The 21,394-nt window shown below is 63.9% G+C and carries 19 protein-coding genes and 1 pseudogene; 13 read left to right on the top strand and 7 right to left on the bottom strand.

Annotated elements, in window-relative coordinates; translation table 11 throughout:
• Positions 1-8 precede the first annotated feature (8 nt).
• A complete protein-coding gene (locus tag AWB66_RS24525; protein ID WP_087632690.1) occupies positions 9-710 on the top strand; it encodes a sterol desaturase family protein in 702 nt (233 codons plus the stop codon).
• Here the strand turns inward: AWB66_RS24525 and AWB66_RS24530 are convergent.
• From AWB66_RS24530 to AWB66_RS24560, 6 genes and pseudogenes are all read right to left on the bottom strand, one after another.
• Positions 707-1,627 (bottom strand): LysR family transcriptional regulator, encoded by a 921-nt coding sequence (locus tag AWB66_RS24530; RefSeq protein WP_087632691.1) that lies wholly within the window; start codon positions 1,625-1,627, stop codon positions 707-709. The genes AWB66_RS24525 and AWB66_RS24530 overlap by 4 nt on opposite strands.
• Before the next feature lie 122 nt (positions 1,628-1,749).
• The gene (locus AWB66_RS24535; RefSeq protein ID WP_087632692.1) at positions 1,750-2,088 is read right to left on the bottom strand and encodes a type II toxin-antitoxin system RelE/ParE family toxin; all 339 of its coding nucleotides are present in this window, start codon (positions 2,086-2,088) and stop codon (positions 1,750-1,752) included.
• Positions 2,088-2,372, bottom strand: a complete 285-nt coding sequence (locus tag AWB66_RS24540) for a type II toxin-antitoxin system Phd/YefM family antitoxin (protein WP_087632693.1) — start codon at positions 2,370-2,372, stop codon at positions 2,088-2,090. The genes AWB66_RS24535 and AWB66_RS24540 overlap by 1 nt, the downstream gene beginning before the upstream one ends.
• 342 nt (positions 2,373-2,714) lie before the next feature.
• Positions 2,715-3,098, bottom strand: a pseudogene (locus AWB66_RS34470) (hypothetical protein).
• A gap of 20 nt (positions 3,099-3,118) precedes the next feature.
• Positions 3,119-6,415 (bottom strand): adenylate/guanylate cyclase domain-containing protein, encoded by a 3,297-nt coding sequence (locus tag AWB66_RS24550; protein ID WP_087632758.1) that lies wholly within the window; start codon positions 6,413-6,415, stop codon positions 3,119-3,121.
• 393 nt (positions 6,416-6,808) lie between these two features.
• Positions 6,809-7,768, bottom strand: coding sequence for a GlxA family transcriptional regulator (locus AWB66_RS24560; protein WP_087632695.1), 960 nt, complete (start codon positions 7,766-7,768; stop codon positions 6,809-6,811).
• A 130-nt stretch (positions 7,769-7,898) separates the two neighbouring features.
• Here AWB66_RS24560 and AWB66_RS24565 point away from each other — a divergent pair, with 130 nt between their 5' ends.
• Complete coding sequence (locus AWB66_RS24565) at positions 7,899-8,720, top strand: SDR family NAD(P)-dependent oxidoreductase (protein ID WP_087632696.1); 822 nt, start codon at positions 7,899-7,901, stop codon at positions 8,718-8,720.
• A 165-nt stretch (positions 8,721-8,885) separates the two neighbouring features.
• The gene (locus tag AWB66_RS24570) at positions 8,886-10,148 is read left to right on the top strand and encodes an epoxide hydrolase family protein (RefSeq protein WP_407642317.1); all 1,263 of its coding nucleotides are present in this window, start codon (positions 8,886-8,888) and stop codon (positions 10,146-10,148) included.
• Between the two features lie 300 nt (positions 10,149-10,448).
• Here AWB66_RS24570 and AWB66_RS24575 read toward each other — a convergent pair whose 3' ends face one another.
• Complete coding sequence (locus AWB66_RS24575) at positions 10,449-11,366, bottom strand: LysR family transcriptional regulator (RefSeq protein ID WP_087632698.1); 918 nt, start codon at positions 11,364-11,366, stop codon at positions 10,449-10,451.
• Positions 11,367-11,636: 270 nt separating this feature from the next.
• Here AWB66_RS24575 and AWB66_RS24580 point away from each other — a divergent pair, with 270 nt between their 5' ends.
• The 10 genes from AWB66_RS24580 (at position 11,637) to AWB66_RS24625 (ending at position 21,389) form a co-directional block, all read left to right on the top strand.
• Positions 11,637-12,416, top strand: coding sequence for a 5-oxoprolinase subunit PxpA (locus tag AWB66_RS24580; protein WP_087632699.1), 780 nt, complete (start codon positions 11,637-11,639; stop codon positions 12,414-12,416).
• 41 nt (positions 12,417-12,457) lie between these two features.
• A complete protein-coding gene (locus AWB66_RS24585; protein ID WP_087632700.1) occupies positions 12,458-12,700 on the top strand; it encodes an acetyl-CoA carboxylase in 243 nt (80 codons plus the stop codon).
• Positions 12,701-12,705: 5 nt separating this feature from the next.
• Positions 12,706-14,130: an acetyl-CoA carboxylase biotin carboxylase subunit gene (locus AWB66_RS24590; RefSeq protein ID WP_087632759.1), complete on the top strand. Its 1,425-nt coding sequence runs from the start codon at positions 12,706-12,708 to the stop codon at positions 14,128-14,130.
• Positions 14,127-15,002 (top strand): 5-oxoprolinase subunit B family protein, encoded by an 876-nt coding sequence (locus AWB66_RS24595; protein ID WP_087632701.1) that lies wholly within the window; start codon positions 14,127-14,129, stop codon positions 15,000-15,002. The genes AWB66_RS24590 and AWB66_RS24595 overlap by 4 nt, the downstream gene beginning before the upstream one ends.
• Positions 14,992-15,987 carry a 5-oxoprolinase subunit C family protein gene (locus AWB66_RS24600; RefSeq protein ID WP_087632702.1) on the top strand — a complete coding sequence of 332 codons (996 nt, stop codon included), beginning with the start codon at positions 14,992-14,994 and terminating at the stop codon, positions 15,985-15,987. Before AWB66_RS24595 ends, AWB66_RS24600 begins: the two co-directional genes overlap by 11 nt.
• 239 nt (positions 15,988-16,226) lie before the next feature.
• Positions 16,227-17,573: an amidase gene (locus AWB66_RS24605; RefSeq protein WP_087632703.1), complete on the top strand. Its 1,347-nt coding sequence runs from the start codon at positions 16,227-16,229 to the stop codon at positions 17,571-17,573.
• 21 nt (positions 17,574-17,594) lie between these two features.
• Positions 17,595-18,482: a polysaccharide deacetylase family protein gene (locus AWB66_RS24610; protein WP_087632704.1), complete on the top strand. Its 888-nt coding sequence runs from the start codon at positions 17,595-17,597 to the stop codon at positions 18,480-18,482.
• Positions 18,483-18,507: 25 nt separating this feature from the next.
• On the top strand, positions 18,508-19,845 hold the full coding sequence (locus AWB66_RS24615; RefSeq protein WP_087632705.1) for an MFS transporter: 1,338 nt from the start codon (positions 18,508-18,510) through the stop codon (positions 19,843-19,845).
• A gap of 18 nt (positions 19,846-19,863) precedes the next feature.
• The gene (locus AWB66_RS24620; protein ID WP_087632706.1) at positions 19,864-20,619 is read left to right on the top strand and encodes an SDR family NAD(P)-dependent oxidoreductase; all 756 of its coding nucleotides are present in this window, start codon (positions 19,864-19,866) and stop codon (positions 20,617-20,619) included.
• Positions 20,620-20,630: 11 nt separating this feature from the next.
• Positions 20,631-21,389 carry an SDR family NAD(P)-dependent oxidoreductase gene (locus AWB66_RS24625; RefSeq protein WP_087632707.1) on the top strand — a complete coding sequence of 253 codons (759 nt, stop codon included), beginning with the start codon at positions 20,631-20,633 and terminating at the stop codon, positions 21,387-21,389.
• Positions 21,390-21,394 lie beyond the last annotated feature (5 nt).

Below are 21,394 nucleotides of genomic sequence, written 5' to 3' on the forward strand. Positions count from 1 at the left end.
AGACATCGATGAAATACGAAGAAGACGTTCGTGCGCGTTCCTACAAGTTTCGCGACGAGTATGTCGACGCCACGCCATGGTGGTATCGCGGTGAAATGCACCTCGGCTTCACATTGCTCTTCACCGGCGGCGTAATCGTGTATTGCCTGATGCAGCTTCATGCGCCGACGCTCGCCGAATGGCTCGCGGTCATTCCGCTTTTTCTGTTCGGTAATTGGGCGGAATGGGCGGCGCACCGCTACGTGCTACATCGTCCGACGAAGTATTTCAGCATGATCTACAAGCGTCATTGTGCGGTCCATCACCGCTTCTTCACACATGTGACGCTTGAATACAAGGGCCACCGTCATTGGCGCGCGCTGCTGTTCCCGCCGTTCGCGCCGGTTGCATTCGTGCTGGCGGCCGTGCCGTTCGCGCTCGTGATCGGGTTTGTATTCTCACGCAACGCTGGCTACATCGCGTTGTTCACGATGGCGGCGTACTTCCTGATGTACGAGGGCCTGCATACGCTCTCGCACTTCACCGACAGCCCGTTCCTCGACCGCGTCCCGCTCGTCAACACCGTGCGGCGCCTGCACGCCACGCACCACGATCCCGAAGTGATGGCGACACAGAACTTCAACCTCACGTTCCCGATCTGCGACACGCTGTTTGGCACGCGCAGCGATGCGCCGAATAGTGCGCGCGAACCGTTGGAACGCGGCCGCTAGGGCGCCTGTTCCCTCGATACACCTGTCGTCACGCGCTTTATCTCGTCGGTGATGATTGCGATGAGCGTCTGCGCGGCGGGACCGATCGGCCGCTTCGGATGCGTGACCTGGATGATGTGCCGCACGATCGGCGGCGATGCGATCGTGTGGGCGCGCAGCACGCCTTCATCCACTTTGCGTTGCACGACCACGCGCGGCAGGATCGTCGCGATATTTCCCTGTTCGACGAACTGCACGATCGAGCTGAGCAGATCAATTTCGAACTTTGGCTTGATGACGATATCGGCGGCCATCAACGCGGCGTCGAGGGCGCCGCGCAGGCCGTTGCGGCGGGTCGGCAGCACGAGTTCGACTTTGGGTATGTTCGCGAGATCGATTTCCTGCGGCAGCTCGACGCCGTGCGCGGCGCTCGTTACGAGCACCATTTCCTCGACCAGCAACGGCTCCACATCGAGCGCAAGGCGACCGCGTGGCTTGTTGATGATCGCGGCATCGAGCCGGCCTGCCTCGACTGCGTCGATGAGTTGCGCGCTGAAGCCGTCGGCCACGGAAACCTCGACTTGCGGAAAGAGCGCGTCGAACCTCGCGAGTGACTCCGGCAGCACGCTTTCCGCTTCCGACGCCACCATTCCCAGCGAAACGCGACCCGTGATGATGACGTCGCGCCGGCTCAACTGCTCGCGCGCGTGGTCGATGTCACGGATGATCGGCGTGTACAGGCGGTACATGAGGCGCGCCGCTTCGGTGGGCGCCATGCCGTGCGGCCCGCGTTCGAAGAGCGTCTGTCGCAGTTCGGTTTCGAGCTTCGAAATTTGCATGCTGAGCGCGGGCTGCACGATATTGAGGCGCTTGGCCGCGCGTGTGACGGAGCCATCCTCGAAGAGGGCGATGAAATACTGGATTTGCTTGAGGTCCATGAGGCCGATCGAGGTGGGAAGGCCAGAGACTGCGAGTAGCCACGGGCCGAAGCGTACGGGGGTTCGATGCTGCGATCCAAGATTGCACGGCCCGGTTCTTTACTCACTCCAACCACCGGTACTCACATCAGCCGGAGCACGATTCTATGAAGAAGGGCTAGCAGATCACGTCGCCTGTCGACGAAGAGGTGAATGTACAGCGTGTCGTCGCGCACCTGATAAACAATCCGGTTTTTGCCGGATAAGACCTGCCGAAAATTGTCGTCACCGAAGCCCTCGAGTTCGGAGGGCACATGGCCGCTCTCGGGAAACGTGCGAACGTGCGTGATGGCCTCTTGCAGGTGCGCCGACGTCTGACGCCATGTGTCCCACCCAAACGTGCGGACGATATAGCTTCTCAGTTCATCGATACCGATTCGGGCGGTCGGCAAGATGCGGGACTTCAAAAGCGATGCTTGCATTAGCGGAGCTTTTCTTGACGGTCGAGTTCGTCGAGTTCCGCAAAAAATTCGTCGCCATCGACATGGTCGTGTCGTTCAATCTGTTTTTGACCGATCGCCAGAATTTTCAAAAGAGCAATCGTCTGTTGTGCCGCTTCATAGGTCCGCACGTCCTGAACGACGAGTTTCGCCTCGCCGTTTTGCGTGATGATGAGCGGTTCGCCGGAGTCAGTCAGGTCTTTAACAATTTGCGCTGCTTCGCTCTTGAGGTAGCTGATTGGCTTCACACGGTCAGCGATATGCATTGGGCGCTCCGTTTGCAGGGGATAAGACCAAATGTAGACTATTTTTGGTCCGATAACAACGATGCTTACATTTCTAGGAATCATCCTGACGGACGTGATTTGACATAATGCAATGTATCAAAGTTTGACATGTAGTAGCTTTATAGAAATGTCGTTCTAACGAGACAGAAATGTCGTGTTTTACCTGGCAACGCGTTCCAGCCAGTTGATCGCGGAACTGGAGTCGGTGGTCGGCTTCCGTATCTTCGCCCGGATGACCCGCACCGTGGCGCGTCTCCTGCCGAGCGCATCGGTGCGTGGCTGCTGCGTGGGTCATGCCCTAGCAGTACCCGCGGCATCGGACTATCCGAACACTGGAGTCCATGCACCCCGGATGCAACGCGCGCAGTCTTCCAGAAGAAAAGAGGCCGCGAGCGCCAGAAACGCTGAAACCGCGCCTGTCAGTATGTGTTCGACGTGCGTCAAACGATAGTGGCTCACTGTACATAGGTGTCGCCGATTGCCGTAGGCACGCCTACCAGCGTGGCATTTCCATAGCGCTTTGCAGCGGTGTGAATGTCGGCAGCACCGCGGACGGTCCGCTGAGAACCCGACCTGAACGCTATCGCCGACTGGGCGAGGCTTGCGATATTGCTCCAGGCCGGGCATGCATGTCATGCGCGCGCTGGTCGGCTGCCAGAAACGTTGAATGAACAGTCTGAACCGGCTCCTCCGTTCGCTTGGCATGATCGACGTCCTCACCGTCTTCAATGAAGATTCGACTGACTCGTAAGCGCGTCGTTGATCGCTTCGAGCGCGTAAAGGAAGCCGGACCTTCTGCCCTCCAGCTCGAGCCGCCTGAGTTCCTTCATCGACGCCGGGTCCCGATTGCCTTTGCCATGCGAGACGAGCGCGCGTGCACGTGCCACGTGAAACGCGGAGAAGATCGATGGCTCACGGCGTGCATACGCTTCGAGGGCGGCCGCATGATGCGCGGCCGCATCCCAGCGTCCCCGATCGATGCATGCGTCCATCGCGTCACGCCGGAAGAGAAAGTGATTGTGGCTGACGGCCCCGGCGGCAAGCACGGCTTCGCCTTCCGCGAGCGCGCTTTCGAAGGTATCGATGTCTTCCGTCGCGCGCGCAAGAATCCCGAGATAGGCGGCGCCGAGGTAGGCCATGCCGGTCTCCCGACTGATCGAAAGCGCCTCGCCGATGTCTTCTAAGGCCTCGCGCGGATGCCCCGCGACGCGATGCAATTCCGCGCGCAACGCTAAGGCTTCGCCTTCGAATCGCCTCGATTTCAGTTCGAGCGCGCACTGTAACGCTGGAGCGACGTGCTCCCACGCGCGCTCCCAGTCAGCGCGATCGTGCAGACAATGCCAGGCGGCGTGATGCGCAACGGCGAGCGCCCGAAGATGACCAACCTTCTGCGCCGCGGCCACGCTGGCGAGCGCGGCATCGAGTGCGACGTTGGCCTTGCCCGCGAACCACGCGGTGATCGCGCGCATCGGCAGGTTGGCGACCTCGATCCGCCCAAACCCGTGGCGCTGGCAAAGAACAATGCAGCGGCTAAAGGCGTCGTGCGCGCTGATCATCCGGCCGCGCATGTACTCCGCGTCGCCCAGTCCGCCGAGTGCAGCCGCCTCCTGTTCCGGGTCGCCCAACTCCTGTGCGAGCGCAAGGCTCAATCCGTGCTCGCGCGCGCAGCCGTCGATCTCGCCGCGTGGGAAGCACAGATTGCCGCGCAGGGAATGAATGCGTGCCTCTTCGCACCGAAGACCTTCGGCGGTGGCGGCCGTGGCGGCGCAGTCGAGATCGGCCCATGCACCGTCCAGATCGTCAAGGACCCGCTTCACGGTCGCCCTCCCGATCCATGCGCGGCAACGCTCTGCGTCGGTCGTGGCGAACTGCAAAACCCGTTCGAACGCCGCGAGGGCCGACGTCATGTCACCGGTGTCGTGCAGGATATTGCCGCGCAGGCATTCGAGCGCGACACGCTCGCCCTGCCCTTGCGCGAGTTCGACCCCTCGTCCGACGAGTTGGAGGGCGGATTCATAACGGTATCCGGATGCCTGCGATCGCGCCGCGTCGCAATAGGCGAGCGCGGCTTCGTGGTCCGTTGCGCGATCGAGATGCTCGGCCCGCAGGACGAGATCACGCTCGCCATACCACTGCGCGGCCCGACGATGCAACGTACGGCACCGGCTCTTGAGCAACCCGTCATAGATGGCGTCGCGAATGAGGGCGTGGTGGAATATGAATCTCGCTCCCTGCCGTCGCAGCAGGTGACTCGCGACAAGTGTTTCCAACGCAGCGCCCGCGCCCATTCCATCGACGAGATAGTCGACCGCCTCCTCTTCGAAGAACTGGCCGAGCACCGAGGCCGCCTGCAAAATGGTTTTATTCGTGGTATCAAGTCGGTCCAGCCGCGCCTGCACCAGACTTCGCACCGAGCCCGGCACGCCAGTCGCCGCCCCGCTCTCGGCATGAGCAAGCAACTGCTCGAGAAAGAGCGGGTTGCCCGCCGCACGCGAGATGCAGCGTTCAGCCAGATCTGGCTGTGCATTGGGAAACGAGCCGGCCATGATTCGTGCGTCCCCGGCGCTCAGCGGACCCAGATCGACGACCGAAACGGGCGCACTGTCTGCGGCAAGCCATGAATCATCGAGCGCTTCGCCGAAAGGTCGCGCCGTCAGTACCAGCACGGCGGGACACCCCGCCGCGGTTTCCGAAAGTGTCTGGAGATCCCGTAATGTCGAGCCATCCGACCAGTGAATATCCTCGACGGAGAGGAGCCGCGGCCGCCGGCGACTCGCGCGCTGCACAAGGCGTTTCACGACGTTCTGGCGTCCGCGAATACGCATCGCGTTGTCCATTGCCTCGTAGACCGCCCGGTCCTCGAACGCCATCGGACGACCGACGAGGTCGTACAGAAAGAGTGCATCGCCGGAGTCGACCAAGCCGTCGTTAAACGCGCGGTCAACGTCAGCCACACGGGTGTCGTCATCGTTTGAATCGCCGAGTGCCAACAGACCGCAGACGAGAGACTGGATTGCACCCCGCCCGGTCGTCGCGCCGAAGTCGAGCACGAAGCCGCCATGGCAAGCGAATCCCGCGTTCCGGGCTTCGCGTTCGAATTCCTCGAGCAGCCGCGTCTTACCGATCCCGGCCTCACCGCGTATCAGAACCGTACGACCACTCCCAGTCTCGCGGCACAATGCAAGCACCGCTCGAAACGCCTGCAACTGATCGCTCCGACCAACCATCGGTCGGCCAACAGTCGAGCGTCGAATCCCGACAACACACCAGGCCGAAACCGGATCTGCGAAGCCCTTGACCGATAGCGCGCCGCGTTCGACGCAGTCGAGCCGATTCGCCAGAGAGCGCCTTACCGCGTCTGACACCAAAGTCTCTCCTGGCCCTGCCGCGTCGGTGAGACGCGAGGCCAGATTGACGGTCTCGCCGGTGACGGTATATTCCCTGTGCATCTCGCTACCCGTCCCGCTTGCGACGACCTCGCCACTGGCAACGCCGATATGCGCGAATACTGGACGTGCGAGAGAGTGTGACAGACCGGGCATGGCGTCGCTGATCACGAGCGCTGCCCGTACGGCACGCTCGACGTCGTTTCCATGTGCGACGGGCGCGCCAAACAGTGCCATGACGGAGTCGCCGACATGTTTGTCGACGTGCCCTCCGTGTTGTCCGATGATGCGATCGACCCACTCGAAATATCGCTCAAGCACAGCGAGCACTTCTTCCGCGTCGAGATGCTGGCTCATATCGGTGAAGCCACACAGATCAGCGAAGAGCACGGCAACCTGCCGTCGTTCTCCTTTCGCGTCATGCAGACTCACCGGCGCGGGCGTGGGCTTGATTCTCGCCCGGAGTGCCGCCAACGCATCGAGCAGTTTGCGGCGATGCCCAACCAAAGTGACACCGAGTTCCTTCAGATCGTCCGCGGAAAGGTTGCGCAGCGCGTCGGCATCGATGGCGTTCTCATGGAACGCCCGTTCATACCGCTCCATTCCGAGGCTGCGCAGCCAGGCGGCGACGTCCACGATCTCTCCCGGGCGGAAGGTCTCCACACCATTTAAAGATAGCATGCGGCCAGCATTCTGCAGCGTTTAGAGCGATTGCGCGCGGTGTCGGCAATGCAGTCGCCGCGCTGCCATCGGCGAGGCGCGGTCGCCGCCCACGTGCCGCTTCGTCAGCGCGTAGTTGGTGTGGCCGTCGGTGACGAGGCAGCCCACCCTGGCCGTCCGCTCGGCGCCCTGCACGTTCGCGATCAGCGGTAGCCACCTGCAGCGACGGGCTTTTGAAGTCGGGGTTGCCGGGAGCATGAGGTCGATTCACCTCGTCGACGAAGTTCGCCTTGCGATCGTGGTCGTCATGCGGGCCTGGTCCTGCTGGCACGTGTACGAAGTCGACGCCGTCAGTTCAAGCCGACGTGCTCACGCGCTCACCTCATCCCCGGCGCGCGCCTCGCGCCGTACCTCCTGCGGCGGGAGACCAAACCCGCGCATGAACGCTTCGCGCATATGCCGGCGGTCGCGAAAACCCGTCTCCTTCGCGATCACTTCCAGCGAGTGCCGGCTCTTTTCGATCATCAACCGCGCGGCTTCCAGCCGCAGTCCTTCGATCGCCTTCGCTGGCGACTGGCCCGTCTCCACCGCGAAGACGCGGCTGAACTGCCGTGGACTCAGATGGGCCGCGCTCGCGAGTTCCTCCACGGGAAGCGGCCGGCTCAGGTTCTTGCGCGCATAGTTCAGCGCGTCCTGGATGCGATCGGATTTCGGCGCGAGATCCAGCATTTCCGAATGCTGCGACTGACCGCCCGCGCGCCGCTGGTGCATCACGAGCTTGCGCGCAACCGAGCGCGCGACTTCCTCGCCGTGATCCTTCTCGACCATCCCGAGCGCGAGGTCGAGCCCGGCGGTCATGCCCGCCGAGGTCCAGATGGGTCCATCGACAATGTAGATCCGGTCTTCCTCCACGCGGACATCCGGATACCGGCTCGTCATTTCGCGCGCATAGGCCCAATGCGTCGTCGCGCGGCGATTCGCGAGCAGCCCCGCCTCGGCCAGCAAGAAACCGCCCGTGCAGATGCCGGCAATCCGTCGTGCGCGCGTCGCCGCCTTGCGCAGGAATACAAGCACTTCGGCGGGCGGCGGCGGGCTGAACGGTGCATTGACGCCCACCGCGAACCACGTGTCGATCGACGCGCGCACGCTGAGCGGCCGCGTGCTCACGAACATGCCCAGCGAGGAACGCACTCCCCCGCCCGCGACGGAGTAGCTCTCCACCCGGTAGAACGGCTCGCGCAATACGAGGTTCGCGTATTCGAAAACGGCCTGTGACGCGAGCGCCATCACCTGGAAGCCATCGCTCAACAAATATCCGATGCGGTGCATGTTGGTCCCCTATTCATCCGGTTAAAGCGGAATGTCCTGAATCACAACCTTATTCGTCATTTGAGCCGTCGTCAATGTGGACCACACTTGCCTCACCCAATCACCGAAGAACTTCAACTGGAGCACTTCAATGAATCGACATCACCAAGGTACGGCGCTCATTACGGGTGCGTCGTCTGGCATCGGCGCGGTCTACGCCGAGCGGCTCGCCCGGCGCGGCTACGATCTGATTCTAGTTGCGCGCAATCACGACCGGCTCGTGAATCTCGCCGAGCGCATCACCAACGAAACGCGCCGTGGCGTCGAGATCATGGACGCCGATCTCACCGATCCCGCTTCGCTCGCTACGGTCGAAGCGACGTTGCGCGAAGACGCCAGCATCGCGATGCTGGTCAACAATGCGGGAGTCGGCACGCACACCCCGCTCGTCGACAGCGATGTCGACGCCATGTCGAGGATGATCGACCTGAACGTCACCGCGCTCACCCGTCTCACCTACGCTGCCGTGCCGGGCTTCGTATCGCGCGGCAGAGGCGCGATCGTCAACATCTCGTCGATCGTCAGCATCGCGCCGGAGATCCTGAACGGCGTCTACGGCGGCACCAAGGCGTTCGTGCTGGCATTCAGCCAGTCGCTGCGGCACGAACTCGCCAGCAAGGGCGTGACGGTGCAGGCCGTGCTGCCGGGCGCCACCGCCACCGACTTCTGGGAAACCGGCGGTCTGCCCCTGGAGCACCTGAATCCGGCCATCGTGATGTCCGCCGGCGACATGGTCGACGCGGCGCTGACCGGCTTCGATCGCGGCGAAGCGGTCACGATTCCGTCCCTGCACGACGGCGCGAAGTGGGACGCGTTCGAGGCCGCGCGTCAGGCGATGTCGCCTGAGTTGTCGACCAGCACACCCGCGCCACGCTACGTTGCCAATCACGTACAGACCGCCGGCGACGCATAGCAGCCGGTTGCGCCCGATACGAAAGCGAAAGCGCTCGACGCGAGCGTGGACGCAGTGCATCGCTGCATTTTTTCTGCAAGGAATACCAGCATGTCAACCGTTTCGACACCTCAAACCCGGCGCAGCTCGTTCGTCAAGTCGGCGACGGCGGCCCTCGGCCTTGTAATGGCCGCAACCTTCGGTTCCGTCAGCGCGCTTGCGGCGACCGACCAGCCGGCCGCGCCGGCCGCGGCTCAGGACGCATTGATCCGTCCCTTCCACGTCCATGTCCCGGACGAAACACTCGCCGATCTGCGACGCCGCATCGCGGCGACCCGCTGGCCCGACAAGGAGACCGTCGCCGATCAGACTCAAGGCGTGCAGGAGGCGAAGATCCAGGAACTGGTGCAGTACTGGGGAACCGGCTATGACTGGCGCAAAGCAGAGGCCCGGCTGAACGCGCTGCCGATGTTCGTCACGACCATCGACGGCGTCGATATCCAGTTCATCCACGTCAAGTCGCGTCACCCGAACGCGCTGCCCCTGATCATCACCCATGGCTGGCCCGGTTCCCCGCTTGAAATCGAGAAGGCGATCGGCCCGCTGACCGATCCTACGGCATACGGCGGCCGGGCGGAGGACGCCTTCGATGTCGTCATCCCGTCGATGCCCGGCTACGGCTTCTCGGGCAAACCGACGGATACCGGCTGGGGCCCCGAACGCATCGGACTCGCGTGGGACGTGCTGATGAAGCGTCTCGGCTATCAGCACTATGTGTCGCAAGGCGGCGACTGGGGCTCGGTCGTCGCGGACGCGATGGGGCGTCAGGCGCCAGCGGGTCTGCTCGGCATCCACGTCAACATGCCGGCTACCGTGCCGCCGGACGTCGCGAAAGCGCTCGGCAGCGGCGCGCCGCCGCCGCGCGGCCTGTCCGGTGCGGAGAAAGCGGCGTACGAATCGCTTGCTGACCTGTACAAGAAAGGCGGCGGCTACGCGGCCATGATGGTGACCCGCCCGCAAACGGAGGGCTACGGCCTGGCCGATTCGCCCGCAGGCCAGGCGGCGTGGATGTACGACAAATTCGCGGCCTGGACTTACAGCGGCGGCGATCCCGAGCGCGCGCTCACGAAAGATGAAATGCTCGACGACATCACGCTCTACTGGGTGACGAATACATCGACGTCATCGGCACGGCTCTACTGGGAGAACAACAACAACAACTTCAACGCCAGGGAGCAGAGGACCGCCGACATTTCGGTTCCGGTCGCGGTGACGGTCTTTCCTGGCGAGATCTATCGCGCGCCCCGAAGCTGGACCGAGCGCAGCTATCCCACGCTCAGTTACTTCCACGAGGTGGACAAGGGCGGTCACTTCGCAGCATGGGAACAACCGCAACTTCTCGCCGAAGAGCTGCGTGCGGCGTTCAGGCCGTTGCGCCGGCAACAGTGAGATTCCGCTGTCGATGCTCGATGCGACGCGCTATCCCGGATAGCGATCGGCGAAACCCCCAATGGAGAAACCGCCATGCCGGAAAGGATGAACCAACGCCGTCGCCGCTTGCTTCAGACGACCATCGCAGGCGCCGGTCTGTTCGAAGTCGGACTCAGCGGATTCGCTCACGCGCAGTCGGCGGGAAACACAACGCGCGCCGGGGTCAACGCAGCGACACGCGCGTTATCCTTCGTGTTCGAGCCCAACGATGACCCGCTGTGGGCATCGGTCCGTCTGAATATCGGTGCGTTATGCACCTCAGTTGAATCCCGCACTGCCTCTCGGCTCCATGAATGTGTGCCGGAAGTACTCGCGCACCGCGTGCATCCCCGGACTGATCTCGGCGATCCTGCGCCACGCAAGCCCGACGGTCATCGGCGGAACGATGTCGCGCAACTGTCGCGTTTCGATGCGCCGGCCTTCGAGCGACCACGGCCGGTACACCATATCTGACAGGATCGCCACGCCGCTGCCATTCGCCACCATGCTGCGCACGGCCTCCACCGATGACGTGCGCAGCTTCACGTTCGGCCGATAAGGCGTGTCGGTCCAATAGCGCAACGCCGTGTACGCGGCCTCGTCCACCGTCAGCATAACGAACGGCTCGGGCGCGACGTCCGCGAGCGTGACCTGCTCTCGCCTGAGCAGCGGGTGCTGTGCACCCAGCCAGAGACGGCGCGGTGAATGAATCATCGGCTCGAGCGTCAATTCGGGATTGTCGACGTTCGACGTCAGCAGCACCGCCATGTCGTAGCGCCCCGAAATCAGCCCTTCTTCGATGGCCTCGCGATTGAGTTCGTGCAATTGAATCGTGAGCCGCGGATACTGCGCGCCGAGCCGTTGCAGATGATGAGGCAGGAAATAGCCGAGCACCGTATAGCTTGCAGCGAGCGTCAGCGTGCCGGAGAGCGTGCTTTCGAGGTTGGGCACGCGCATCGCTTCGTCCACCGACGACAGGATCGTGTACGCGTGATTCAGAAAGTGCCGCCCCGTATTGGTGAGCGTCACGCCCGCCGCAGTGCGCAGAAAAAGCTGAGTGCCGACGCTGTCTTCGAGTTCCTTGATCGCCGTAGTGACCGCCGACTGCGAGATCGTCAGTTGCATGGCGGCCTGTGAGATCTGGCCCAGTTCTGCCGTCGCCACGAAGTACTTCAGTTGCCGCAAGGTAAGCGCCATCTCGTTCGGACCGGAAAATGATATCGAGCCGAACAATATCGTATTTCCAGAGGTCCGTCGCCGATACGGGTTTTCCCCGGTGCGTCGGAGGCTCGTCGTCCTGCGATGCTGGCGCCGCGCGCGTTTGCGGGACATTAAAAAAACAGATGCCGACGCATAGAAAAATAGAACTATTTTGACGTTCTGCCGGAAGTTAAGGTTTGCGCGACGGACCTCGGGCATCGAATCGAAAGCCCCAGGCCAGCAACGACGCAACGGAGAACACTCGGCGTGAGAAAGCACAGCATCGATCTGAATTCGGACATGGGCGAAGGTTTCGGCCCGTGGAAAATTGGCGACGGCGTCGACGAGGACATCATGCCGCTCATCAGTTCGGCAAACATCGCCACCGGCTTTCATGCAGGCGACCCGAACATCATGGCGCGCACCGTGCATCTCGCAAGGACAGCGGGTGTGGGTATCGGCGCACACCTGGGCTTTCGCGACCTGGTCGGCTTCGGACGCCGCAACATCACGGAAACGCCGCAGGCGCTCGTCAACGACATCGTGTATCAGCTCGGCGCCTTGCGTGAGTTCGCGCGCCTCGCCGGCGTGAGCATCCAGCACGTCAAGCCGCACGGCGCGCTCTACATGCTCGCCGCGCGCGATGAGAGCTTGTCGAGACTGCTGATCGAAACGCTGCGAACGCTCGACCCGACGCTGATGCTGTACTGCATGGAGATGTCGGTGACCTGCCGGATCGCACGCGAACTCGGCCAGCCGGTGGTCCGCGAGTTCTACGCCGATCGCGACTACGACCGCAGCGGCTCGATCGTGTTCACGCGCCAGGTTGACCGGCTCGATCCGGAGCGGATCGCGGCAAAAGTACTGCGCGCGTGCCTCGAAGGCCGCGTGAAAACCGTGGACGGCGAGGACATCGAAATCGGTTTCGACTCGGTCTGCATTCATAGCGATACGCCGGGCGCGCTCGCGCTCGTGCAGGCCACGCGTGCCGCGCTCGCACGGAACGACATTCGCATCGCGCCGCCGCTTCCGGCCGTGGCACGCTGAACTCAGTATCCTGTTTGAAACAAGCCTGGAGGCCTATAAAGATGGCACAACACGACATTGTCAGTCCCTTGCCCGGCACGTTCTACCGGCGTGCTTCGCCCGATGCGGCGCCGTTCGTCGAAGCCGGCACGCAACTCGAGCGCGGCGCGGTGGTGGGACTCGTCGAAGTGATGAAGCAGTTCAGCGAAGTGGAGTCCGATGTGTCGGGACGCGTGATCGAAGTGCTCGTCGAAGATGGCGAGCCGGTCGACGCCGGCCAGGTGCTGATGAGAGTCGGAGAGTGAGCGCGATGAACACGAGCGCTTCCACTTCAGCGTTTTATCGTCCGCGAAAAATACACACGGTGCTCGTCGCGAATCGCGGCGAGATCGCCGTGCGCGTGATACGCGCCGCGCATGAACTCGGCATGCGCGCGGCGGTGGTCGTGAGCGATGCGGATCGCGACAGCCTCGCGGCGCGCATGGCCGACGAAGCCGTTCACATCGGCTCCGCGCACGCGGCGAAAAGCTACCTGAATCCGTCTGCGATCCTGGCCGCCGCGCAGCAGTGCGGTGCGGACGCGATTCATCCGGGCTACGGCTTCCTCTCCGAAAACGCGGCGTTCGCGGCTCAGGTCGAGGCTGCGGGGCTCATCTTCGTCGGACCGTCGTCGTCGGTGATTGCCACCATGGGCGACAAGGCGAAAGCCCGCGAGACCGCGCAGCGCGCGAACGTGCCGACGGTGCCCGGCAGCGACGGCGTCGTGAACTCGCTCGACGAAGCACGCGAGGTCGCCCGGCGCATCGGCTATCCGGTGATGATAAAAGCGGCGGCGGGCGGCGGCGGCCGCGGCATCCGCGTGGCGCACTACGCAGCGCAGCTAGACGCGGAATTGCCGCTCGCGCAGCGCGAAGCGCAGGCCGCGTTTGGCAACGCCGGCGCGTATCTCGAACGCTTCATCGCGCGCGCCCGGCACATCGAAGTGCAGGTGCTCGGCGACGGCGCGAACGTCATCCATCTGTTCGAACGCGAATGCTCGTTGCAACGGCGCAGACAGAAAATTCTCGAAGAAGCGCCCTCGCCGTCTCTCAAGTCCGAGCAGCGCGCGGCACTTTGCGAATCGGCGACGCGGCTGGCGCGCGAGGTCGGCTATCGCAGTGCGGGCACGCTCGAATATCTCTTCGACGAAACGCGCGGCGAGTTCTACTTCATCGAAATGAACACGCGCATTCAGGTCGAGCATGCGGTCACCGAGGCGATCACCGGCGTCGATCTGCTGCGCGAAATGCTGCGCATCGCGGACGGCGAGCCGCTGCGCTTCACGCAACGCGACATCGTGCTGCGCGGCGCGGCGCTCGAATGCCGGATCAACGCCGAAGATCCGGAGCACGATTTTCGGCCGAGCCCCGGGCGCGTCGACGAACTCGTGTGGCCGGCCGGCCCGGGCGTGAGAATCGACTCCCTGCTGTATCAGGGTTACACGATTCCGCCTTTCTACGACTCGCTGCTCGCAAAGCTGATCGTGTTCGACGAAAGCCGGCCTGCGGCGCTCGCGCGGCTCGATCGCGCGCTGCGCGAATTGCGGATCGGCGGCGTGAAGACGACGGCGTCGCTGCATCGCGTGCTGCTCGCCGACGACGATGTGCGCGCCGGCCGCTATCACACGAACTTCCTCGAAGCGTGGATGAGCGAGCAGCGTACCGCGACGGGCAACCGCGAGGAGACGGCGACATGACGATCCGATACACGTTCGGCGGCGACGAGTTCATCTTCGTCGAGATCAGCGAGGACATGTCGCTCGATGCGTTTTTCAGAGGCACGGCGATCACGCGCGAACTGACGCGGCGCAATATTCCCGGCGTGAGCGAGATTTGCCCGGCCAACGCGTCGTATCAGGTCCGCTACGATCCGGATGTGATCGCGCCCGACACGCTCCTCGCGCTGCTGAAGGACATCGAGGCACAAGTCGGCGAGGCGGATCTCGACATCGCGACGCGCATCATCGAGGTGCCGGTGCTCTACAACGACCCGTGGACGCACGAAACGCTGATGCGTTTTCGCGAGCGTCATCAGGACCCGGATTCGACTGATCTGGAATACGCGGCGCGGATCAACGGAATGCCGGATGTCGACGCGTTCATCGCCGCACATTCCGGTTCGCCGTGGTTCGTGTCGATGGTCGGCTTTGTCGCGGGGCTGCCGTTCATGTTCCAGATGGTCGAGCGCGAGCGCCAGTTGCAGGTGCCGAAGTATCTGCGCCCGCGCACCGATACGCCGAAGCTCACGATCGGCCACGGCGGCTGCTTCGGCTGCATTTATTCGGTGCGCGGAGCGGGCGGCTACCAGATGTTCGGCGTGACGCCCGCGCCGATCTTCGACCCGACGCAGCGTCTCGACTATCTGCGCGACTTCATGGTTTTCTTCCAGCCCGGCGACATCGTCAAATTCAAGCCGATCGATCGCGATGCCTACGACGAAGCCGTCGCCGCGGTCGATGCCGGCACGTTCTCGCTGCGCGTGCGTCCGGTGACTTTCTCGCTCGCGGACTTCAGGCGCGATCCCGACGCATACAACCGTTCTCTTGTGGAGGTGCTCGATGCCAATTGATCCGGTTGAGGCCATCGAGGTCGTGAAGCCAGGCCTGGCGACTTCGGTGCAGGACACGGGCCGGCAGGGGTATTACCACGTCGGCATTCCACCCTCGGGCGCGCTCGACCAGTACGCGTTACGCGCGGCGAACCTGCTAGTCGGCAACCGCGAGGACGCGGCCGTGCTCGAATGCACGCTGCTCGGGCCGCAGTTGCTGTTTCATGCGGACGCGGTGATCGCCGTGACGGGCGCCGAAATGACGCCGAAGATCGACGGCGTCGCGCAGGCCTGCAACGTCGCGCTGCGCGTTCGTGCGGGCAGCACGCTCACGTTCGATCATGTGAAAGGCGGTGCGCGCGCGTGTCTCGCGGTGGCGGGCGGTATCGACGTCCCGATGGTGCTGGGCAGCCGCTCGACCTACACGCTCGGCGCGATTGGCGGCCACGAGGGACGCCGGCTGCAAAAAGGCGATCGCCTTGCGATCGGCGTATCGTCCGGGGCCGTGCGCGAAGGGCGCGAGCTGGCCGCTTCGTTGCGCACGCCGCTCGCGCGCGAAGTCGAATTGCGGGTGCTGCCGGGTCTCTATCACCATCGTCTCACCGATGCGTCCGCGCGGACGTTCTTCGAAGACGCGTGGGTTGTCGCGCCGGAGGCGGACCGCATCGGCTATCGCTACAAGCAAGGCCGCGCGCTTGGCTTTCGCGAGCGCGAACAGCCGTTCGGGGCGGGTGCCGATCCGTCGAACATCGTCGATGCCTGCTACCCGATCGGCTCGATTCAGGTGCCAGGCGGGCTGGAGCCGATCATCCTGCATCGCGACGCGGTGTCCGGCGGCGGCTACGCGACGATCGGAACGGTCATCAGCGCGGACATGGATCTCATCGGACAGATGCAGCCGAATCATCAGGCGCGCTTTGTTTCGGTGACGATGGAGCAGGCGCTCGCGGCGCGGCGCGACGTGCAACGGCGGATTGCGCGGCTGCGTGAGGCGTTGCTGCCGTAGTTCGCGCCCTGCGTTAGCCCGTTCTTCTGCAATTCGTCACGCGGCGCTCATCGCCGCGTGACGAATGCGCTCGCGCGTCGTTGGTGCAATCGCCTTAAGTCGCTAAAACGCGCCAAAAAAGATATGCGATACCGCTCAGGGAAGACCCTTATGTATCGCAAAATTATTTCCTCGTTTAATGCAAATGTACATTGTCAACGACATCCATTTAATTGCATTTCACAGCGAGGATCGCGCGGATGCAAGACCAGTCCTACACGGCTGTGGCGCTATCCCACGCCTATGCGAGCGGCCGCGCCGACCCCGTTGAGATAACCGAGGCGGCGCTTGAGCGCGCGGCGCTCGCGCCCGCCGTTTTCATCTCGATGACGCCGGATCGCGCACGCGCCGAAGCGGCGGCATCGGCGCGACGATGGAAACAGGGCATGCCGTTGAGCGCGCTCGACGGCGTTCCGGTCGCCTGGAAGGACCTGTTTGACATCGCTGACACCGTGACGACCGCAGGCTCGGCGGTAAACGCAGCGCGCCCGGTTGTGCGCCGCGATGCCCCGCTCGTAGCCGCCGCTGCCCGAGCGGGCCTCGTCGCAATCGGCAAAACGAATCTTTCCGAATTCGCGTATTCCGGTCTCGGCCTCAATCCGCACTTCGGCACGCCGGTCAATCCCGCGCTCGATCACGGCTCCCGCGTGCCCGGCGGATCGTCGTCCGGCGCCGCGGTGGCAGTGGCGACCGGCATCGTGCCGATCGCCATCGGCACGGACACCGGCGGTTCCGTGCGCATTCCCGCGGCCTTCAATGGCGTGACGGGCTATCGCGCGAGCACCGCGCGCTATCCGCGCACGGGCATGACCGCGCTGTCGGAGACGCTCGATACTTCCGGCCCGCTCGCGCGCACTGTCGAGGATTGCATCTGCTTCGACGCCCTCGTGCGCGGCGTCGTGATGCCCGAGCCGTTGGTGAATCTGACCGGCCAGCGTTTCATCGTCGATCCGGCGCTCACCGAACGCTATCAGGTGAGCGACACGGTGGCGGCCAACCACGACCGCTTCGTCGATCGGCTTTGCGACGCGGGCGCGCGCATCGAGACTCGTCGGCTGGACGCGCTGAAGCAGGTCCACGAACTGATCCGTGCCGATGGATGGCTCGGCGCGCTCGAAGCGTTCGCGTTGCATCGCGCGTTGCTCGATTCCGCGGATGCCGTTCGCATCGACCCGCGCGTGCGAGCGCGTCTGGAGACGAGCCGCGGCATTCCCGCCGATCGACGCGAGCATTTGCTGGCGCGCCGCCTCGCGCTGATCGCCGCGTTCAGACAGGAGCTTGGCGGCGCCACGCTCGTGATGCCGTGCGCGCCACATGTCGCACCGCTGCGCGCGCCGCTCGAAACCGATCCCGATCTGTTCGCGCGCGTCAACCTGCAAACGCTGTCGCTGACGATGCCCGGCAGTTTCCTCGATACCCCGGCCTTCGCGATCCCTTCGGGCGTCGGCGAACACGGCCTGCCCACCGGCGTGCAACTGATGCGCGCCCAAAACGACGACGACGCACTCTGCAGCATCGCGTGGTCGATCGAACGACTGACTTTCTGATCCTTGAGGAGCAAACACACGATGGCAAAGGAAATCCTGATTGCATTCGGTATCGACGTCGATGCCGTCGCCGGCTGGCTGGGGTCGTATGGCGGCGAAGACTCTCCCGACGACATCTCGCGCGGTCTGTTCGCCGGCGAAGTCGGTTCGATGCGCCTGCTCAAGCTCTTCGAGCGCGAGAAATTGAAGACGACGTGGTTCATTCCGGGCCACTCGATCGAGACCTTCCCCGAGCAAATGAAGGCGGTCGCCGACGCGGGGCACGAAATCGGCATTCATGGCTACAGCCACGAGAACCCGATCGCGATGACGCCCGAACAGGAGGAAGCCGTGCTCGATCGCAGCATAGAACTCGTCACGCAACTGTCCGGGCGCCGTCCGACCGGCTATGTCGCGCCTTGGTGGGAATTCAGCCAGGTCTCGAATGAATTGCTGGTCAAGAAGGGCATCAAGTACGACCACAGCCTGATGCACAACGATTTTCACCCGTACTACGTACGCGTCGGCGACACGTGGACCAAGATCGACTACAGCAAGCACCCGGACACCTGGATGAAACCGCTCGTGCGCGGCCAGGAAACCGATCTGGTCGAGATTCCGGCCAACTGGCATCTCGATGACCTCCCGCCGATGATGTTCATCAAGAAGTCGCCAAACAGCCACGGCTTCGTCAATCCGCGCGACATCGAACAAATGTGGCGCGACCAGTTCGACTGGGTCTATCGCGAGCACGACTACGCGGTCTTCCCGATCACGATCCACCCCGACGTGTCCGGCCGGCCGCAGGTTCTGTTGATGCTCGAGCGCCTCATCGCGCATTTCAAGTCGCATGAGGGCGTGCGCTTCTGCACCTGCGACGAGATCGCCGACGACTTCATCCGCCGCCAGCCGCGCGGCCAATCCGCGTGAAGACCCGCGCCTCACGGAGCTGTGAATGAAAGAGAATCCGCTGTCCGCCGCCGGCTTCACGCTGGAAAAAATCCTGCCCGTCGATGTGAAGCGCGCGACCATCGTCGCGTTCTTCGCCTGGGTGTTCGCTGTCTACGACTTCATTCTCTTCGGCACGCTGCTGCCGGAAATCGGCAAGCACTACCGCTGGAATGCGGCGACGCAAGCCGAGATTGCCACGTATGTAGCGATCGGCACCGCCATCATCGCTTTCGCGATCGGGCCGCTGCTCGACCGGCTCGGACGCAAGGCTGGCCTGCTCTGGACCGTTGCCGGCGCCGCATTGTGCTCGGGCCTGACGGTGGTCGGCGGCTCGATGGGCCAGTGGCCGCTCGTTCTGATCCGCTCGCTTTCCGGCCTCGGCTATGCCGAGGAGACGGTCAACGCGACCTACCTCAACGAGCTGTACTCAGCGGCGAACGACCCGCGCCTGAACCGCAACAAGGGCTTCATCTATAGCCTCGTGCAGGGCGGCTGGCCGATCGGCGCGCTCATCGCATCGGGGCTGACGGCGCTCCTTCTGCCGCGCATCGGCTGGCAGGGCTGCTTCATTTTCGCGACCTTCCCCGCCATCGTCATCTTCTTCATGACGCGCCGACTGAAGGAGAGCCCGCAGTTCGTGCTGCACAAGCGCATCAAACAGTTGCGCGAAGCGGGACAAGCCGGCGAAGCGCGCACGCTCGCCGATGAACATCGCGTCGACTACGAGCAGCACAGCCGCGCCGGCCTGCGAGAAGCATTTCGTGGCGACGCGCTGCGCGCGACGCTCGTGCTCGGCGGCGGCATCCTGTTGAACTGGTCGGCGATTCAGGTGTTCAGCGTGCTCGGCACGACTGTGCTCACACAGGTCCATAACGTGTCGTTCGAGAACTCGCTGCTGATTCTCGTGCTGTCGAACGTGATCGGCTATTGCGGCTATCTGTGCCACGGCTGGATCGGCGACAAGATCGGCCGGCGCAACACGCTCGCCATCGGCTGGATGCTCGGCGGTCTTGCCTTCGGCTGCATGCTGCTCGGCCCGCACAGTGCATCCGTGGTGGTTGCGCTCTACAGCCTTGGCCTGTTTTTCCTGATCGGGCCGTACTCGGCCGCGCTGTTCTTCATCGGCGAGAGCTATCCGACGTCGATTCGCGGCACCGGCAGTTCGATCGTTCACGCGATGGGCCCGATCGGCGCCATCCTCGCGGGCGTCGGCGTGACGTGGATGCTCAACCACGGCACCGACTGGATGCACGCCGCCCTGTGGTTCGGCGCGCTGCCCTGCTTCCTGTCGGGCGTGCTGATCTTCTGCGCCAAACACGTCGACCCCGAAATCACGCAGTAACCCATCCGGAGCATCCTAATGAAAGTGGCTTTGATCACCGGTGCCGCGAGCGGGATCGGTCAGGCGCTCGCCGTGGCCTACGCGCAGCACGGCGTGGCCGTCGTGGGCGGCTACTTCCCGGGCGACCCCCATGATCCTCGCGACACCGAACACGCGGTGAAAGAAGCCGGCGGCGAATGCCTGATGCAGCCGGTCGACGTCACGTCGGCCGAACAGGTCGAGGCGTTTGCCCAAAGCGCGATCAAGCGCTTCGGCCGCATCGACTTCGCCATCGCCAATGCGGGGCTGCTGCGGGCCGCGCCGCTCACGGAGATGCGCGACGACCAGTGGTTCGAGATGCTCGACGTCGACTTGTCCGGCGTGATGCGCACGTTCCGGGCAGCGGCCCGGCACATGTCCGACGGCGGTTCGATGGTCGCGATATCGTCGATTGCGGGTGGCGTGTACGGCTGGGAAAACCATACGCACTACTCGGCCGCCAAGGCCGGCGTGCCGGGACTTTGCCGCGCTGTCGCGATGGAACTGGCGCCGCGCGGCATCCGTTGCAACGCGGTGATTCCCGGGCTGATCGAAACGCCGCAATCGCTCGACGCGGTCAATTCGCTCGGACCCGACGGCCTGCGCCGGGCGGCAGAGGGCATTCCGCTCAAGCGCGTCGGCCGCCCCGCCGAGATCGCCGCGCTGATCCGCTTTTTGACGAGCGAGGACGCGTCCTACATCACAGGCCAGGCGATCGTCGCCGACGGCGGCCTGACCGTGCGCTGGCCGGGTTGAGGAGAAGCGCCATGACTGCATCCTTTTCGCTCGACGGCCGCCGCGCGGTCGTGACGGGTGCCGCAAGCGGCATCGGCGCGGCGATCGCGATGGCCTACGCCGCGGCGGGCGCGCGTCTGGTGCTCGCCGACCGCGACGCCGGGCGCCTCGCACAACGCGCCGAAGCCTGCCGCGCGCTCGGCGTGGCGGTCGAGACCGTGCACGCCGATGTGGGCGTCGAAGCCGACACTGCGCGCATCGTCGATACCTGTATCGAAGCATTCGGCGGCATCGATATTCTCGTCAACAACGCGGGCATGCTGACGCAGGCGCGTTGCACCGACCTCACGACGCCGATGTGGGACGAGATGATGCGTGTCGATCTGCGCAGCGTGTTCCTGTGTACGCGCCGCGCGCTGCCGTCGATGATCGCGCAGAATTGGGGGCGCGTCATCAACGTGGCATCGCAGCTCGGTATCAAGGGCGGCGCCGAGTTGTGCCACTACTCGGCGGCCAAGGCTGGCGTCATTGGTTTCACCAAGTCGCTCGCGCTCGAAGTCGCACCGGACAACGTGCTCGTCAACGCAATTGCGCCGGGTCCGATCGAGACCGCGCTCGTCGATGGCATCAGCGCGGCGTGGAAGCAGGCCAAGTCGGCCGAGTTGCCGCTGCGCCGCTTCGGCCGCCCCGAGGAAGTCGCGCCTGCCGCCGTGCTGCTCGCGTCGGACCCGGGTGGTAATCTGTTCGTCGGCCAGACGCTCGGGCCGAATTCCGGCGACGTGATGCCCTGATTACG

Source organism: Caballeronia telluris, assembly GCF_001544495.1.
GTDB classification, from domain to species: Bacteria; Pseudomonadota; Gammaproteobacteria; order Burkholderiales; family Burkholderiaceae; genus Caballeronia; species Caballeronia telluris.